This window comes from Mesorhizobium sp. C399B, assembly GCF_030323185.1.
Taxonomy (GTDB): Bacteria; Pseudomonadota; Alphaproteobacteria; order Rhizobiales; family Rhizobiaceae; genus Mesorhizobium.
The window spans coordinates 1,527,309-1,545,778 of the sequence record NZ_CP100472.1 but is presented as its reverse complement, the minus strand read 5'-3'; the positions used below and the strand labels follow the sequence as shown (position 1 = coordinate 1,545,778).

At 57.9% G+C, this 18,470-nt stretch carries 7 protein-coding genes; 1 reads left to right on the top strand and 6 read right to left on the bottom strand.

Features of this window, described 5'->3' with window-relative positions; genetic code table 11:
- The first annotated feature begins 292 nt into the window (after nt 1–292).
- The gene (locus NLY36_RS07235) at nt 293–5,863 is read left to right on the top strand and encodes a trifunctional serine/threonine-protein kinase/ATP-binding protein/sensor histidine kinase (protein WP_023734893.1); all 5,571 of its coding nucleotides are present in this window, start codon (nt 293–295) and stop codon (nt 5,861–5,863) included.
- Nucleotides 5,864–6,041: 178 nt separating this feature from the next.
- On the opposite strand, the gene NLY36_RS07230 is transcribed toward NLY36_RS07235, so the two are convergent.
- The 6 genes from NLY36_RS07230 to NLY36_RS07205 all read right to left on the bottom strand — a co-directional run bounded on the left by NLY36_RS07230 (nt 6,042) and on the right by NLY36_RS07205 (nt 18,440).
- The gene (locus NLY36_RS07230; protein ID WP_023734892.1) at nt 6,042–11,507 is read right to left on the bottom strand and encodes an ATP-binding sensor histidine kinase; all 5,466 of its coding nucleotides are present in this window, start codon (nt 11,505–11,507) and stop codon (nt 6,042–6,044) included.
- A gap of 545 nt (nt 11,508–12,052) precedes the next feature.
- A complete protein-coding gene (locus tag NLY36_RS07225) occupies nt 12,053–13,132 on the bottom strand; it encodes an ABC transporter ATP-binding protein (RefSeq protein ID WP_023734891.1) in 1,080 nt (359 codons plus the stop codon).
- 34 nt (nt 13,133–13,166) lie between these two features.
- Nucleotides 13,167–15,275: an ADP-ribosylglycohydrolase family protein gene (locus NLY36_RS07220; RefSeq protein ID WP_023734890.1), complete on the bottom strand. Its 2,109-nt coding sequence runs from the start codon at nt 15,273–15,275 to the stop codon at nt 13,167–13,169.
- Between the two features lie 38 nt (nt 15,276–15,313).
- Entirely contained in the window at nt 15,314–16,147 is an 834-nt protein-coding gene (locus NLY36_RS07215) for a carbohydrate ABC transporter permease (protein WP_023734889.1), read from the bottom strand.
- A complete protein-coding gene (locus tag NLY36_RS07210) occupies nt 16,144–16,989 on the bottom strand; it encodes a carbohydrate ABC transporter permease (protein ID WP_023734888.1) in 846 nt (281 codons plus the stop codon). Before NLY36_RS07210 ends, NLY36_RS07215 begins: the two co-directional genes overlap by 4 nt.
- A gap of 131 nt (nt 16,990–17,120) precedes the next feature.
- Nucleotides 17,121–18,440, bottom strand: a complete 1,320-nt coding sequence (locus NLY36_RS07205; RefSeq protein ID WP_023734887.1) for an ABC transporter substrate-binding protein — start codon at nt 18,438–18,440, stop codon at nt 17,121–17,123.
- Nucleotides 18,441–18,470: the final 30 nt, after the last annotated feature.

Below are 18,470 nucleotides of genomic sequence, written 5' to 3'. Positions count from 1 at the left end.
CAAATCAGAGGGCACTGTCTAGCGACGGAGAAGGGAGCCAGGTGAGGATCAACCGCTCGCGCAATGACATTGGCATATTGTTCGCCAGAACTCGCTGAAGTTCCCTTGCCGTGTACCAAGAAGCGGCCACGGGGATTGGTGTCCTTTTTTCATTTTACCGCATTTGGACAAACTAGGCTCGCCTGCCAGTCGCCGAACAGTCGCCCGGTGGCGAGTGGAGCCTAGTCAGCACGGTTTCTTTGTGAAACGCTCCTCCGCAATATCCAATTGGAAAAACCGTGGAGCGTGATGGATGGAGCCGCAGATCTCGCTTTTTGCGCGCGAAAGTGGTCCTGAAGTTCTGTGGAAGGACGGCGAGCGCGCGCTCCATCGAGAGCTAATGGCTTATGGTGATCAGCCGCCGCGCAATGTGCTTGCGCTCAGGTTGACCACAGTGCACCCACGTCCGACGAGCATCGCTCAGATCGCGCATGAGTTCGAACTCAAGGACCATCTCGACAGTGCTTGGTCTGCCCGTCCCATAGAGCTCGTTCCAGACCGCGATAGAACGATACTGATATTGGAAGATCCCGGTGGCGAAACACTTGACCGCCATATCGGTAAACCGATGTCGATACCTCAGTTCCTTCGACTGGGTATAAGCACTGCAGCGGCCCTAAGCCATGCACATCAACGAGGCTTGGTCCATAAGGATCTGAAGCCGATACATATTCTGGTGAACCAGATATCTGAGCGAGTGTGTCTGACGGGGTTTGGCCATGCCTCCCGACTGCCGCGTGAGCGTCAGGCACTTAGCCCACCAGAGTTCATCGCAGGAACGCTTGCGTACATGGCACCTGAGCAAACCGGACGAATGAACCGCTCGATCGACTCGCGTAGCGATCTCTACTCGCTCGGAGTGGTGTTCTACGAAATGTTGGCGGGCGTGTTGCCATTCACCACGTCCGACCCCCTCGAACTGATTCATTGCCACATTGCCAGGACTCCGGCGCCGCTGTGTGAAAGAGTGGCGAATATACCAGGCCCGATCTCCGATATAGTCACAAAACTGCTCGCGAAGACAGCCGACGAACGCTACCAGACCGCCACTGGCGTCGAGCATGATCTCCAACGTTGCCTGTCGCAGTGGCAAGCGGCAGGGAAGATCGTCCCATTTACCATAGGCGCCCGTGACACGCCTGATCGACTAATGATGCCAGAGAAGCTCTACGGAAGAGATATCCAAATTGCGTCCCTGCTAAATGCCTATGGTCGCGTCGCGACGACTGGGGCAACGGAACTGGTGATTATCTCTGGGTATTCCGGGATCGGAAAATCCTCCGTCGTGAACGAGATGAATAAGGCCATATTATCGTCTCGCGGCCTCTTTGCTTCCGGCAAGTTCGAACAGGAAAAGCGCGATATTCCGTACGCAACGGTCGCTCAGGCATTTCAGCGATTGATCCGCAGCTTCTTAGGCAAGGGCGACTCGGAACTGGCAGGCTGGCGCAGGGCATTGCGCGAGGCCGTAGGGTCACAAGGACAGCATCTAGTCGAACTCATGCCCGAACTGAAGCTGGTTATCGGGGAGCAACCGCCTGCTCCGGATCTTCCGCTGCAGCAGGCGCAGCAGGCTTTCCAAATAGCCTTCCGAGGCTTTGTCGGCGTGTTCGCAACGGAAGAGCATCCGCTGGTACTGTTCCTAGATGATTTGCATTGGGTCGATGCGGCATCGCTCGACCTCCTCGAAGATCTGATGACCCGTTCTGAGCTTCGCTACCTGCTGGTGATCGGCGCTTACCGGGACAACGAAGTCGATTTGGATCACCCGCTCCCCCGCAAGTTGGAGGCCATTCAAAGCACGGGCCTGAAAGTCGAAAAGACTAAGCTGACGCCTCTCAGCCGAAAACATCTTGAAGAGCTGGTGATGGACGCGTTTCATTGCGTTCGGGCTCGCGCTGTCGCTCTAGCTAGAATTCTTTTTGAAAAGACCGCTGGTAATCCTTTTTTTGTAATGCAGTTCCTGTCTGCCCTTGTCGATGAAGGCGTAGTTGAATTCGATCGGACAATAGGAGCTTGGACTTGGGATCCTGAAGGCATTCGAAGCAAATTATACACCGAAAATGTGGTTGAACTGATGGTGGGCAAGCTTGCCCAGCTGTCAACAGTTACGCAATCTGCACTGCTCCAATTGGCTTGTCTTGGGACCGCCGCTTCCACCGCGATGCTTGCGACGGTCCTCTCGAGGTCGGAGGATCACGTCCATGCAGCGCTTTGGGATGCCGTTCGGCGGAATTTCATCGAGAAGAGTGACGATAGCTACAGATTTATTCATGACCGAATACACGAAGCTGCCTATTCGCTGATCCCGCACGACAAACGGATCGAGATGCATCTCCACATCGGTAGAGTGCTGGTCTTGAACACGCCCTCTTCAATGCGAGATGAGTTGATTTTCGATATCGTCAATCAGCTCAACCGCGGCACTGCACTTATCTTCTTGAAGGAAGAGCAGGAACAACTCGCCGAGTTCAACCTGATTGCAGGCAGGCGAGCTAGGGCGTCGGCCGCCTTTCTTCCAGCACTCAATTATTTCGCTACCGGCGCATCACTTTTGGGAGCCCAAGCTTGGGTAGATCGCCATGAACTCGCGTTTGCCCTTGAGTTCTATCAGGCTGAATGCGATTTTCTTATCGGTCAGAAATGGGCTGCCGAAGAACGCCTCACTACGCTCTCTGTCCGAGCAGGAAGTACGCTTGAGAGAGCGACTGTCGCTTGCCTGCGCATTGATTTGTATACGACCCTCGATCAATGCGACAAAGCCGTTGACATCTGCATCGAGTATCTGGGTCACTTGGGAGTGAACTGGTCACCGCATCCGACGCGAACTCAGGTGAAGCGCGAATACGGCAAGATTTGGAAGCGGATCGGCGATCGGACGGTTCAAGAACTGGTCGATTTGCCGTTGATGAAAGACGCTGTTTCCCTCGGCACACTAGACGTGCTCACGAGGATCTTTCCGTCGGCGCTTTTCACCGATGCAAATCTGCTTTCGCTTGCCATCTGCCGCGCAATTAATCTGAGCCTGGACGAAGGGCACGGCGACGGCTCCTGTGTTGCCTACGTCTTTTTCGGCAAAATAGCCGGGCCCCAGTTCGGCGATTACAAAGCTGGGTTCGCGTTCGGTCATCTCGGTTATGAATTGGTGGACAGGCCGGGCCTGGAGCGATTTCGCGCCCGTGCCTATCTCTGGTTTGCGCAGTTTTCATTAACGTGGACCCGACATGTCAGCGTTAGTCGAGCGCTTATTTGGCGGGCATTTGAAACGGCGAAGGAGGCTGGCGACCTCACGTTCACCGTGTATAGTTTCGATAACCTTAACACGAATTTCTTAGCGGCGGGTGATCCGCTTGAAGAGACACAGCGTCAGGCGGAGCGAGGTTTGGAGCTCGCCGTGCGAGCGAAATACGACCACATAATCGATCTCATGAAGGCGCAAATGGGTGTTATACGATGTTTGCGGGGACTGACTTACAAATTTGGCAGTTTCGATGATGGGCAGGTGAGCGAGTTTGAGCTCGAACGGCGCTACGCGGCCAACTCTGCAACTAAACAACCCGAATGTTGGTATTGGATTAGGAAGCTTCAGGTCCGCTTCTTTGCCGGGGAATATTCTACTGCATTAGCCTGCGCGGCAAGAGCCCGTGAGTTGCTTTGGACATCCGCTGCGATGTTTGAGACAGCGGAATATCATTTCTACGCGGCGCTTTCTCTTGCTGCTTTCTGCAATCCAGTCCTGGCGAAATCCGCCGATCCAACATCGCACTTCTCCAAGAGGCCAGGTGCGCTCGAGGACCACTGTCGGACACTCGTGGCGCATCACAGACAGCTCGAGCTGTGGGCTGAGAATTGTCCAGAGAATTTTGAAAACAGAGCTGCGCTGGTTGGTGCAGAGTTAGCGCGGCTCGAAGGCCGCTATCTAGAGGCGGAGCAGCTGTATGAACAGGCAATTCGCTCCGCCCGTGTCAATGGGTTTTTCCACAATGAAGCGATCGCCTATGAGACAGCCGCGCGGTTTTACTCCGCCAGGGGGTTTGAAGACATCGCAGAAATGTATCTTTCAAAAGCCCGCGACGGCTATTTGAGATGGGGCGCACTGGGCAAGGTAAGACAGTTAGAGGCTGACCATCTCAGATTAAATATCGTCAACCGATACGTCGGAAGCAGCGACGGGGCGACGCCTGCCAAACACCTCGATCTCGCCGCCGTTCTGAAGGCTTCTCAGGCTCTATCAAGCGAAATTCTGTTGCCACGACTCGTCGAGCAGTTGATGACGATCGCCTTGCAGAGTGCGGGCGCTGACCGAGGACTGCTTATCCTACCGCGTCAGGACGATTACGTGGTCGAAGCTGAAGCTCGAATAGTCGGCGACGGCATCGTCCTGCAATATGGCCACTCCACAGAACTGGTGGCTCCCGAAACCATCCTTCGCTACGTCATGAGGACGCAAGAAGCGGTAATTCTCGATGACGCAACCAAGCAGCATCTCTTTTCAGTCGACCCATATATGACTTTTCGCAACCCGCGATCGGTTCTCTGCCTTCCGCTGGTTCGTCAGGGGGTTCTGGGCGGAATGCTTTACCTTGAGAACACCTTGGCATCGCACGCCTTCACGTCCGATCGCATAACACTCCTGGAACTCTTGGGAACCCAGGCGGCGATTTCTTTGGAGAACACGCGTCTCTACAGCGATCTGCAAGAACGCGAGGCGCGTGTTCAGCGGCTGTTCAACGCCAACATCATCGGGATATTCACTTGGGATCTTAATGGTAGAATCACCGATGCGAATGATGCGTTCTTGCGGATCATCGGATATCGACGTGAGGATCTCGAGTCTGGCTCACTGCGCTGGAAGAGCCTGATGCCCGATGAATGGGATCCGCAAGATGATCGCATTATGGACGAAATGCGCGCTACTGGCGCCGCGACGTCATTCGAGGGAGCCTACGTCAAAAAAGATGGCACCCGCGTTCCTGTCTTGATCGGTGCGGCACTCTTCGACATGCGGTCAACCGAGGGCGTTGCATTCGTCGTCGATCTGACGGATCGGCAACTAGCCGAGGAAAAAGCGCGCGAAAGTGAACGTCGATATCACGAAACCAAGCTGGCGCTCGCACACGTAAACCGTGTAACCACAATGGGACATCTGGCGGCCTCGATCGCCCACGAACTGAGCCAACCTATCTCAGGTGTGGTTGTCAGCGCGGAGACGGCGTTACTATGGCTGGGCGAAGCGCCAAACGTTCCTGAAGCTCAAAAAGCGATCGCACGAGTTGTCCGCGATGGCACCCGCGCTGGGCAGGTGTTCAGTCGGATCCGTACACTTGTTAAAAAGGCACCCTCGCTAAAATCGATTTTGGATATAAACGAAGTCATCCTTGAGACCATCAGCCTTACACATGGCGAAGCCATCAAAAGTGGCGTTTCAATCGAAATGCGGCTCAACGAGAGGCTGCCGCTGATCTTGGGCGATCGAGTCCAGCTGCAGCAGGTCGTTCTCAACCTCATTATGAACGCTCTTGATGCCATCAAGGGGACCGGCGACACTGCAGGAGAAATCCGAGTGAGCTCTGCGGTCACGGGCTCCGGTGAAGTCCATGTATCGGTGCAAGACTCGGGACCAGGCATCGATCCCGCAAACCTCGAACGCATTTTTGGAGCGTTCTATACGACCAAGGCTGACGGGCTCGGCATGGGGCTCTCGATTTGCCGCTCAATTATTGAGGCGCATGGTGGAAAACTATGGGCAACTATGGTCCAAACTCGAGGAGTAATCTTCCATTTTGTCGTGCCTGTTGAGGAGAGAAGTCATGCCAGGCAGTAACCAAAAATACGATTCCCGATCTTCCATGAGGACGCACTCACGATGCTAGATGCGTCGTGCGTGCGGGGAAAGGACGCATTTCATAATGATGTCACCAACAACCTGGCGGATTTTGCTTCTTCTAGCAGTTTGGCCCATAGACTCCTGCCGAGCGTTCGATATGACGGCAACAAATGCGCTACGGCGATTTTTCAATTGGCAGCATAACGTTAAACACGGCGCCATGAGGTTTGTTCGGAGTTGCCCATAGCCTGCCGCCATGCGCTTCCACGATCGTGCGGCAGATCGGCAATCCCATCCCCAACCCACTGGACTTGGTCGTGTAAAACGCCTCGAAAATACTCTCAGGATTGGCCTGAGATAGACCCGGACCCGTATCGCTGACCGCGACAAGGACGCCGTCTGAGTCAACCTTGCTGGTGCTGATCGACAATTCGCGCAGTACCTGCCCAACCTCGCTCATGGCTTCGATGGCGTTCATGATCAAATTCAGGATCACCTGTTGTAATTGGACTCTGTCCCCCAAAATGCGCGGCAACCCCTCTGCCAGTTGCATCTTCGCCACGACGCCTCTCTCTGACATTGGGATACGGGCTAGTGCCGAAATTTCCAAAATTGTTTCGTTGATTTCCAAATTTTCCTTCCGGGCAGGGGCATTTTTGGAGAAGTCACGAATACGGCTTACAATATCAGCGGTCCTCTTACCGTCTCTCATAATGCGATCGATGGCGTGCTTGGCCCCATCCAAATCTGGCGGCTGACGAGCGAGAAAGCGCATCGCGGTTCCAGCATTCGTCAGCGTGGCAGCTATAGGTTGATTGACTTCGTGAACAATGGAGGCTGCGAGTTGGCCCATTGTCGCTACGCGGTTCGCGTGCACCAGCTCGGCCTCGGCGCGTTTTCGCTCCGTCAGATCTACAACGAATGCGACGCCCTGATGTCCGAGTTCGTCGAAGGTCGCCCCACCCACAAGCACGGGCACGAGATTGTCGTCTTTCCGAAGAAGATCCTTCTCGTACGGTCTGCAGGTTCCAGTAGAAGCCATGTCCGCGAATGCTCGTTCGTCCGCCCAGCTCCATTCGGCGGGTGTCAAGGAGGTCCAACGCAACGAGCCCGAAGCAACATCGCCGCGGCTATATCCCACGATTTGGAGAAAGGCCTCGTTGGCTTCCATGATGCGACCGTCGAGATCGAAAATACATATTCCGATGATATTGGAGTCGACAAGACGCCGAACCTTTGCCTCCCGCTCTTGGAGATCGCTATACAAGCGTGTGTTTTCAAGCGAGATCGCTGCTTGCGCCGCAAGCAGTTCCAGGACCCCGATTCGTCCCGGCGTGAACGCGTGTGAGGTCAGCGCGTTTTCCAGGAGGACAATTCCTGTCAACTCTCCCTGTTTGATCAGCGGTACGCACAGGATTGACTTTGATAGTTGATGGTGCAGATACCCGTCCACGGAGAACAGGTTAGGTTTGGAGGCATCATCGAGAATGACGCTTTCCCGTGTGCGGATGACGTAGCGCACAAGGGATTCTGGACACGTGATTGACGTGATCGGCTCTTGATTTAATGTGACTTCGATCTGATTTCCGGCCGCCCGCGCTTCCGCATGGATCAGATATTCACCCCCTGACGGCAGGATCAAAAGGCCGCGATCCGCGCCCGCGTTCTCGATCAAGGTCCTCATCAGCCGCTTGATTAACTTGGGCAGCTCGATCTCTCCAGACAAAGCCTGAGAGGCTGCTATGACACTCTCTGCGTCGAGATGTTGAACCCGGGAGCCAATGCCCGCGTCACGACCTTGCACTTCCGGAGCGGTCAGGTGCGGATAAAGCCGGTCTAGCTGCCGCGCCTTGCCGTCGGCGCCCCAGCGGACATAACATCGCCGAGCATGACCTAAATGGGCAATGGCGGAAATCTTTGAGCCGCGCGCATTGTAAAACCTCGCGGCCAACTCATAGGCAAGGCCTTCGTTCTGCACGAACCCTTGATCGCGAGCAGAGGAAATTGCCTCCTCGTAGAGCCGCATGGCTTCAGCATCCCGTCCTTCGATACGGGCGAGCTCCGCGGAAACAAGTGCGTGCTTGTCGCCGAAGGTCGGTGGGTAATTTGCAGCCCACTCTCTGAGTTGCTCCAGGTGCAGCGCCAGGAGATCATGCCAAGCTCCCTTCTCGCCGACCGAAGCGCTCTCATAGAGAGCAGTCACGGTCAGCGCGGTATAGTAAACATAGTCGAGCTTCTGGAAATGAACCGGTGCAGCCCAAAGCAATTCTTTCGCTGTCTCGGCCGATGCGAGCGCCTCGACGTAGTCGCCCGACAAGAACCGGGCTTGTAACTTCAAGATCCAGTACAGGCAGGTCGCCGTGGCCGTCCCGTCAGCCATGATCTGCGCCTCGAAATCCGCTTCGTCAAATTGCGCATCGCTGAAGGTAGAGAAAGTTAAGGACCGGCCCTGCATGGTCGCTACGAAGCGTTGCTGGGCCTCGATCACGGTAGCGACGTCATGGAACCGAGCTTTCCGGACAAAATCCAGGGCCCTTTCCGACTCCCGCCACACTGCGTCGAGCGGGTCGTTCCGCGTCAGAAAATTCGTTATCGACTTGTCCATGCAGTAGCAGGCGACAGTCAGATCACCGGTGTCGTTTGCTATACGAAAGGCCGTCTCAAGAAAATTTATCGAGGTTGCGATCGGTTGTGTCCAGACGGCGACAACGCCTTTCGCATGGTAGGCCTTCCCCCGGTAGGCGACGAAACCTTGCTTATTGACAAGCTCGCAGGCGAGCTCAGCGAATCGATAGCCGTCGCCGTAACGGCCAAATACTGGTCCCAGGATTTGGCCGAGATCGGCATAGCCATGGGCCGATGCGCCGCAGGTTCCGTGCTGCATTGTCATCTTCGCTATCCGGCACGCGAGCAACGACCACAAATTGAAGTCGGTATGGTTAGCAGGGGAGAGGAGCACTGACAGCACATCCATCGCGGCCAGCATTTCTGGATCCGTCATCATTGGCAGATCAATCAAGTTTTCGATCGGCTGTCCGCCAAGAGTTTGCCAGACCGTTTCGTATTCCGCCTGGACTTGCGCCTCAGTCGGGTGCGCCGAGATGTCAATGCCGAACAGGCGCAGGCACGAGAGTGCGCTGTCGACGGCTTGGGCATTTTCCGATTTCAGAGTGTGGAGCAGGACTTTCAGACGATAGGTGGTCGCCAGGTCGACTTTCGACGCCGCGCGTTGCAGCAAATCAATTATCAATTGCTCAGCTTCTTCGAAGTTGCCGCTCAAGAATTCGCATTCCGCACGTTCTAACCAGAGGCCGAATGTCAGTTCGTATTGTTTGTTCCAGCTTGTTTTGTCGAGCATGGTCATGCCGGCCGCTAGATACACGGATGCGGACACATAGGCAGCGGACGCTTTGGCCTTTCTCCCTGCGCGCAGGTTGAGCGTCGCTAACTGGGATTTCTCCTGCGGTTTAATCAGTTGTCCAGCGCCCCGATTGAGCTGGCCGGCGACATCGAATAGGTGCTCGGCGAGCTGGTCATCCGTCATGTTCGCCAGAAGCGTGCGGCCGACGAGCAGGTGGGCGTCAACTCGATGTCCGTCGGGGATAAGCGAATAAACCGCCTGTTGAATTCGATCATGCAGAAACCTGTACGCGCCATCCTGCTGATCGATGAGACCTGCATAAACAGCTTCCCGGAGCGTCTCGTGCATTGCTTCCTCTGTCTCTTTCTGAACCAGAGTCAGGATGGCGACGTCGGTGGCGTGGCCAAGACAGGCGAGCTGTTTCAACACGTCTTGGGTCAGGGGAGAAAGTCGCTTCAGCTTCTCCACCATGAGATCCACCACATTATCGGTATAGCCCTTGGCGTGTATGAGATCGATTTCCCAATGCCAAGCTCGCGCAACAGGATCAAATGTGAGCAATCCCTCGTCGGCCAATTCCGTCAAAAACTGGATTGCAAAGAATGGATTTCCCCCGGTTTTCTCCTGAACCAGCTCCGACAAAGGCCGCGCACGCTCGATATCACAGCGGATTGCACTCGCGGTAAACTGGCTGATCTCGTCGGACCCGAGGGGACCCAGCTTTATCTCACCCACCCTCGCATCAGTTTTTTTGATCGTATCCAGCATATGCAAAAGCAGGTGAGCGGGCCCGACCTCGTCGTCTCGATAGGCGCCAACCAGCAGAAGGTTGCGCACCTCCGAATGCGTGATCAGGTGCCCGATAAGGTCGAGTGTGGCTGCGTCCAGCCATTGCAGATCATCCAGGAACAGCGCGAGCGGGTGCTCCGGCGTCGCAAACGCGCCAAGGAAGCGACGGAACACAGCCTTAAATCGGTTTTGCGCCTCTTGGGACGGCAGGTCGGAAACGGACGGTTGTTTCCCGATGATGAACTCCAGTTCGGGAACGAGGTTGACGATCAGCTGTCCGTCCACACCGACCGCCTCTGACAAGATACGCCGCCAGCGATCCACTTCCCCTTCGCTCTCAACGAGAATCTGACGGACCAGGGTCTGGAAGGCCTGTGCCAGAGTTGCGTATGGGCTATCGCGCTTGTACTGGTCGAACTTGCCTGCAGCGAAAAGTCCCCGCGACGGGACGATGACCTTATGTAACTCGTTCACCACTGAGGATTTGCCGACACCGGAATAGCCGGATATCAATACGAGTTCGGAGGTGCCTTCGACCACTACCCGATCGAACGACGCGAGCAGAGATTCGATCTCGCTTTCGCGCCCATAGAGCTGCTCCGGGATCATCAACTGGCCCGATGTGTCGTGGGCGGCTAGTGGGAATGGTTCGATGCGACCATGTAGCTGCCATTCCATTAGGCACCGACGCAGGTCGGCCTCGACCCCCCCCGCGGTCTGATAGCGTTCCTCGGCCGTCTTCAGGAGAAGCTTCATCACGATTGACGAGAGTACCTGAGGAATTTCGCTTATACTTTCAGTGGGCGAGACAGCACGCCTCGCAATATGGCAGTGCACCCATTCCATCGGATCAGAAGCGGTGAATGGGAGCCGGCTGGTCAAGATTTCGTACAGCGTGACCCCGAGAGAATAGAGATCGCTCCGGGAATCGATAGAACGGTTCATACGCCCCGTCTGTTCAGGAGCCATGTACGGAAGCGATCCGGCGATGAATTGGGGCGCTTCAGGCTGCTGACGCTCCCGCGGAAGCCGAGACGCAACCCCAAAGCCTGTAAGCCAAACGCGACCGCGGTCGTCTACAAGTGCGTTCGCCGGCTTGATGTCCTTATGGATGAGCCCTTGCTTGTGGACTTGACCAAGCGCCACTGCCAAACCAATGGCAATACGCAGCAAGTGGGATAAATCGATGGGGAGTCCTTTGTGCTCCTCTATTGCTTGGTCCAGGGGTTCACCGCCTGAATCCTCAAGGATGAGGAGCATTCGTCCTTGGTGGCGAGCAATGGCGAGGGGCCGGGCGGCCCATGCTGCATCAAGTCCGCTCGCCAGCGCGTATTCGTGTTCGAGCCGCCGAATACTCTGAAGTGACGGCTGCTCACCAGCGACCGACACCGCTAGAATCGGTGTCTGGTTGCCGACCTCTTTGCCGCGGTAGAGCGTGAACTCCGCCCCTTCGCGAAGCACCTCCAAGGCGTACTCGGAATCCTCGGCCATCAAGCTTCTTATTGCTAGGAGAATGAGCCCTTGTCACAGAAAGAGATTGGCCCGCGAAACCCGGAGTCGAGCACGACCCTACTGTCAATCTGCCGGAGCGTCCATCTTTATTGGTTTGCTGCGAATGAGCCGCAGCCCGATCCCAGCCTTGCAGGACAAACGCCACTTTACATAGACAGCCTTTCGTCCTGGAGTTCCACCTGTCAGGAGTCCGTCGCATTGATCAAGCTGACCGCTCTGATCCCGCAGCTCGGTATCGAGCAACTCGCTCTCGAGCTGTCGCTTGACGATGAGGCTTCGACAGGAAGGACGGCGCCACACAACTGGCCAAAGCGGCACATGGCGAAATGGCTAACTCGAAACTCAAGGCGCGGCTTTGAAGGAAGACGCCCAGAATTTTCGACACTCTGAGAGGCTCGCCGTATATCTGGCACATGTCGAGCCAGCAGAAATGCAGACGTCTACAAAACTGCGTGATGTGAGGCCGATCAATCGCGACACGCTCTTTCGATTCGAGACAATGCATCCGGCCAGGCGAGACCCCGTTATCGTCGATGCAAAGCTTGACTGGTCTCGGCGTCGAACAGGCTCACCTTGGCGATGTCAGGCTCTACAAAGAGAATCTCGCCGGGGCGGGCACTGATTCTCTCACGAAACACGGCGACCGCCGGCGTGCCGGCGATCCTCAAATGAACCTGTGTTTCGGAGCCTGTTGGCTCGACCACGTCAATCGATGCGGCAATACCCTTGCCCGAGAGAGGGATCCTGAGATGTTCGGGCCTTAAGCCGTAACGCACCTGCTTCCCCTCCGCCGCGCTGAAGCCCGGCGCGACCGGCAAAAGCGTGCCGTCGTTGGTTCGCACCGCCGGCGCGCCGTTGTTTCGCGTCACGACGCCATCTATGATGTTCATCGACGGCGAGCCGATGAAGGTCGCGACGAACAGATTGGCCGGATGATCGTAAAGCTCGAGCGGGCTGCCGATCTGCTCCACCCTCCCGTCATTCAACACGACGATCTGGTCGGCCATGGTCATAGCTTCGACCTGGTCGTGCGTGACGTAGACCGTGGTGGTGCGCAGGCGTTGATGCAGCGCCTTGATCTCGGCGCGCATGGCCACGCGCAATTTGGCATCCAGGTTCGATAGCGGCTCGTCGAACAGGAACACCTGCGGGTTGCGCACGATGGAGCGGCCCATGGCGACGCGCTGGCGCTGGCCGCCTGACAGCTGGCGCGGATAGCGATCGAGCAGCTGGGTCAGGCCAAGGATTTCCGCCGCCTTGGCCACCCGCTCGTTTTTTTCCGCCTTCGGCGCTTTGGCCAGCGTCATCGAGAACGCCATGTTCTCGGCGACCGTCATATGCGGGTAGAGCGCATAGTTCTGGAACACCATGGAGATGTCGCGCTTCTTTGGCGGCAGGTCGTTGACGACCTTGTCGCCGATGCTGATCGTGCCGCCCGAAATATCCTCCAGTCCGGCGATCATGCGCAGCAGCGTGGACTTGCCGCAGCCCGAGGGTCCGACCAGTACGACGAACTGACCGTCCGGGATCTTGACCGAGACGCCGTGCAGCACGGCGTGCCCGGCGTAGGATTTCAGCACGTTGTTGATTTCGACTGAAGCCATTCAGATCTTCCCTATGATCGTAGGTGCAGCACGTTCAGGCGCCGCTCACATGTAGTTCGTCGGTGGAGAGCGCACCTTCGGCGATGAGCAGTCCGATGCCGCCATCGGGCAATGCCTCGGCGCTGGTGTCGACCGCCTCGATCGCCACACCATCGAACAGCGCTTTGATGTGGCTGCCCTTTACGGTCAGCGTCACCGGGATCGCCTTTTCGAAAACGAGATCGTATGCCGTCTCCGCCAGAACGGCGGTGTCGGCGTCCCGTGTGCGCACGATTTGCAGCTTTCCGTCGCGAGTGGCGCGCACGGCGTAGTAACGCCGCAGGCCCTGAACGCGCGCGCAGACGCCACCATAATTGCCGAGGTGAATGACGATGTCGCCGAAGACTGTATAGTCGGTCCATTGCCGCGTCCCGTGAATCACGATGCCTTCGTCGCGGCTTTGCGAAATGCGGAAGCTCGGAGGATAGCGTTTGGAAAAGAAGCTGACGCCATTCACCCAGGCCATGCGCCAGAAATCGCATTCGCCGGCGGGACGGTGCAGCGTGAGTTCCGGCGCCCCGTCCCAGCGGAGATAGTCAAGCAGCACACGGCCATCCGCACGCTTGCCCCCGCTGGTGAGTACGATGCCGATCTCGGCGATCGGCTGGCCGTCCAGATCCGGCAGGCGCCATGACAGGACACGGTCTTCGCCCGCCTTCAAGATGACCGCATCGCCATCGAAATCGCGCAGACGATCCTCGCCATCATAGGCACGGATGCGCAGCCGCACCGACACCGCGCCCTGGTTGTGGCGATCGGCGACGACGCGCGCCTTGACCACTTGCCCGGGATAGACTAGCGGCGTCGCCATCAGATCGTAGGTGCGCATCGACAGCACCTCGCGCGGCGAGAAGGTCGGCGTCGTCACCGCGGCGCTCAGCCCTGGCGCCAGCGCCCCATAGTTTATGGTCAGTGCACGCGCGTTCTCGAATTCGACATTGCCGACGCGAACGCCGATCGCTGCGCCATGGCCTTCAACCGGGCGGAACCCTTGCTGGCTGCCGGACAGCGAGAAATGGAACTGCGCGCCGCCCTTGGGCGCATCGAGCGGATTGCCGCCGGCAAGCGTCATGCCGAGATTGGCGATGTAGTATGCCGTCCGCACCGCGTCGTTGATCGAATTGCCGCCATCGGCCGACGAGATCAGCAGCCGGTCGGCGATCGGCCCGCGCCAGTCCGGACCTGCCTCGACGCCATCGAGGCCCAGCATCAGCGCGAGCAGGCAGCCGACATTGCCGGCGTTGCAGTCGGTGTCCCAGCCGGACGTGTTGACGATCATCTGCGCCTTCTGGAAATCGTCAGGCGCATAAAGTACAGCCATCACCATCAGCGCGTGGTTAGGCACGACATGGCAATTGCCGGGATATTTGTCGTAGCCGTATTTGTCCTCGATCTTCTGACGCGTGTCGTGCCAGTCGGGATGCTGTTTCACCCAGCCTCTGATATCGGCGATGAGCTTGGCGATCAGGCTGTCGCGCGGGATCACCGACAGGCCGGTGTCGATGAGATGGTCGATGTCGCTGGACACGAAGGCTTCCGCCTCCATCGCTGCCCACAGCATCGCCGCATAGACGGATTCACCGTCATGCGAGACCTTGCCGGCCTGTTCGGCAAGTTTTGCCGCCAGAAGCGGCTGCCCCGGCGCCACCATCGCCCAGCCATCGATGAAGATCTGCGCGCCGATCTGCTCGGCCACGGTCGCACCATTGGTCGCGATCGACCCGGAATGTGGGGCAGGAATCCCCTTCTTGAGGTTGAGCCAGGCGGTATGCTCGGTCGAATTGCCCGAGCCGCCCCACCACAGGATCGAGCGTTCCTCGACGATGTAGTTCAGCCACGCCTTGCCGATGGCCTCGGCCGGCAAATCCGGCGAAATGCCGTAATCCTCAAGCGCGCGGATGAAGGTGAAGGTGCCGGCGACATCGTCATCCGTCACCACCAGCGGCTGGTTCAGCCGCTCATGCACGTAATAGTCGATCGGCCCGAGCTCTTTCATGATCTTCTGGTAAGTCCAGCCCTCGAACGGCCGGCCGAGATAAACCCCCACCAGCTTACCAAGCACGCCGGCATAGACCCGTTCCAGATAGTCATTGGGTAACTGCATGTTCTGCTCCAGATACTCGAAATATTTCAGCCCGGGTTTCAGCCCTTGACCGAGCCGCCCGCCATGCCTTCGATGAACCGCTTCTGCATGGCGACAAACAGCACCACCACCGGCACCACGATGATCAGCGCGGCGGCCATGATCTCACCCCAGTCGGAACTGTATTGCCCGCTGAGCAGGTAGAAGCCGATGACGGCAGTGACCTTGTCGGCCTTCTGCAGGAAGGTCGTCGCGATCACGAATTCGTTCCAGGAATTGAGCCCGATGATCAGCGCGACTGTCAGAATCCCGGGTGACACGATCGGCAGCATGACCTTGGAAAACACCTGCCAATGGGTGGCGCCGTCGATCAGCGCGGCTTCCTCGAGCTCCTTCGGCACGGCGATGAAATAGGTCCTCAGCAGCATCACCGCGAACGGGCTGTAGAGCGCGGTGTAGATCAACGCGACGCCGAAGACATTGTTGACCAGGCCGAGCTTGGCGAAGCCGAAATAGAGCGGGAAAATGTAGAGCTGGATCGGCGCCGTGGTGGTCGCCAGCAGGTAGAACGTCCAGATCTTCCACGAGGCGACTTTCTTGCGCGCCAGCACATAGGCCGACAGCGAGCATGTCGTGCAGACGAGAATGATCGTGGTGCCCGACAACAGCAGCGAATTGATGAAGGTTTTCGAGAACTTGGCGTGCGCCCAGGCGTTGGTGAAATTCTCCCAGCGGATCGGGTTGGGCAGTGACAGCGGGTTCTGCACGATCTGCGCCGCCGGCTTCAGCGCGTTGAGCACCAGAAGCGCGATCGGAAACAGCGCGATGAAGGCGCCGATGCCCAGCACGATGTAGGAGATGGTGAGCGTCGTCCGGCTTTCGACCATTCTCATTGCTCGCCCTCCTGCGTCTGCAGCCGGACATAGAAGAAGGTGCCTACGAGGCCGAACAGGCTGATCACCAGGGCCGCCGCCGCTGCCTGGCCGACATTGAGGTCGTAGAAAGCGTGGCGATAGGCGAGCGTCGACAGCACCTCGCTTGAAAACGCCGGGCCGCCCTGGGTCAGGATGTAGACGAAGTCGAAGGCGAGAAAGCTCCAGATCACCGTCATGATCAGCATCAGCATGATGGTCGGCCGGATCCCCGGCAAAAGCACATAGCGCATCATTTGGCCGTAGCTGGCGCCCTCGATGCGCGCCGCTTCGATCTGCTCCTGAGGCACCTGCCGAAGGGCGGCGAAGAAGATGACGCACAGAAAGCCCCACCAGTGCCATAGGTCGACGGTCGCCACGCCGAACAGCGCGGTCGATGGCTGCGCCAGCGGATTGGCGACCGGCAGGCCCATGCGCTGCAGCATGCCGAACACGCCGGTGACCGGGCTGTAGATCATGCCTTGCCAGACGCGCGCGGTGATGACCGTGGCGATGACGACCGGCAGGAAGTAGACGACCTGGAAGAAATTGCTGCCGCGCCGCACGATCAAGAGCATCGACGCCGCCAGCAGCCCCATGGCGATCGGCACCACGAGGAAGATGCCGGTCCAGATGATGTTGTTGGTCAGCGCCGACCAGAACACGCCATCGGCGAGCAGCGCCCGGAAATTGTCCAGCCCGGAGAAAGTCGGCGTCGAAATACCGTCCCAGTTGCAGAATGCCAGGACAACCGTCAGCAGTGCCGGAACCAGCACGATGACGAAATTGATGATCAGCGTCGGGACGAGATAGAGCCGGTGCATGGACAATTGCCCTGGGTTTTGGAGCATGATGCCGAAAAGTGTGAAGCGGTTTTCGGACGACATCATGCTCTATTGATTTAGCGCCGGTCAGGCGCCGCTCCGTCGCTGGTTCGGTTGGGTTTTGCGGTGCCTCAAGCCCGCTTCGGTGCCGCCGGCACCTTGCCGGCCGTCTTTTCCTGCTGAAACGTTTCGTCGAGCTTCTTGAGGTAGTCCTTCGACGAGATCTTCTTCAGCCAGACTTCCTCCATGCCGCTGACCAGATAGGTGTCGGTGGCGGGCGGCAGGAAGGTCCATGTCGTGTAGCCATATTGGCCGGCGCCGACGGCGGTCGACAGGTTCTTCATCGACTCGGTGTAGAGCGGCAGCACCTTGTCGGAGAGTTTTACCCCTGACAGATCCTTCAAAGGCAGGTTCCACTCGCCCTGCCAGGCCGAGTTCATGGCGCCGTAGAATGTGTCGCTGAAGATATAGTCGAGCACCGCCGCCGCGCCGTCCGGATTTTCGGATTTCGCGTTGACCGAGAGCGTCGAGCCGATGCCGAGCGCATAGACCGGCGGGCCGCTCGTGCTCGGGAAACCGACGAAAGCCGGTTCGGCATTGTTGGGCGGGAAATAGGTCGGGACGTTGGTAAAGCTCCAGGTTCCGCTCGGCGCCATGCCGGCCTGGCCGGTTGCCACCTGGGCAAAGGCCTGCTCCAGCGTCAGCGAGAAATAGTTGGGGCCGAAATAGCCCTTCTGCCACCACTCATCGAGCTTATCGATGGCCGCCTGGATGGACGGATCGGTCCATGGAATGGCGCCCGTCAGCGCCTTGTAGACATTGTCGGGACCAGCCACCGAATTGAGCACGATCGAGACATGGTGCTCGTTGGCCGGCCGCCAGTCGGCATTGCCGGCGCCGAACGGCACCAGGCCCTTGGCCTTCATCTCGTCGGCCAGCGCCTCGAGCTCGGCGATGGTGGTCGGCGCCTTCCAGCTGCTCTTGTCGAACAGTGTCTTGTTGTAGAACAGACCGAGCGTCTCGTAGGTCTTGGCCAGCGCATAGAGCTTGCCCTCGTACTTGCCGAGTTCCGTGAACAGCGGCAGCAGCCGGTCGTTCCAGCCGAGCTTTGCCGCGTAGTCGTCGAGCGGCAGCAACTGCCCGGCCTGCGCCATCGACGCGACATAGCTCGGGCCGGCGGTGAAGACGACGTCCGGGCCATTGCCCGACAGCATGGCGATGCGCAATTGCTTGTCGAGGTCGGAGCCGCGGAAGTCGATCGACAGATCATCCTCCGGATGCGCCGCATTGAACGGGTCGATCAGAATGGTCTTGAGGTTGTCCTGGTTTTCCGGTGAGGCGGATTCGTACCAGAAGCCGACCGGCTTCTTGTCGTCGGCAAAGGAAAGGCGCGGCAGCAGCGGCAGGGCGACAAGCCCGAGGCCGGTCTTGACCAATGTACGGCGTTGCATGATGTTCTCCTCCGATATCGTTTCTTATGG

What these genes read in the sequence shown, in the direction of transcription:
- NLY36_RS07235 (WP_023734893.1), top strand. Translation starts at nt 293, where the DNA reads ATGGAGCCGCAGATCTCGCTTTTTGCGCGCGAAAGTGGTCCTGAAGTT.
- NLY36_RS07230 (WP_023734892.1), bottom strand. Translation starts at nt 11,507, where the DNA reads ATGGCCGAGGATTCCGAGTACGCCTTGGAGGTGCTTCGCGAAGGGGCG.
- NLY36_RS07225 (WP_023734891.1), bottom strand. Translation starts at nt 13,132, where the DNA reads ATGGCTTCAGTCGAAATCAACAACGTGCTGAAATCCTACGCCGGGCAC.
- NLY36_RS07220 (WP_023734890.1), bottom strand. Translation starts at nt 15,275, where the DNA reads ATGCAGTTACCCAATGACTATCTGGAACGGGTCTATGCCGGCGTGCTT.
- NLY36_RS07215 (WP_023734889.1), bottom strand. Translation starts at nt 16,147, where the DNA reads ATGAGAATGGTCGAAAGCCGGACGACGCTCACCATCTCCTACATCGTG.
- NLY36_RS07210 (WP_023734888.1), bottom strand. Translation starts at nt 16,989, where the DNA reads ATGCACCGGCTCTATCTCGTCCCGACGCTGATCATCAATTTCGTCATC.
- NLY36_RS07205 (WP_023734887.1), bottom strand. Translation starts at nt 18,440, where the DNA reads ATGCAACGCCGTACATTGGTCAAGACCGGCCTCGGGCTTGTCGCCCTG.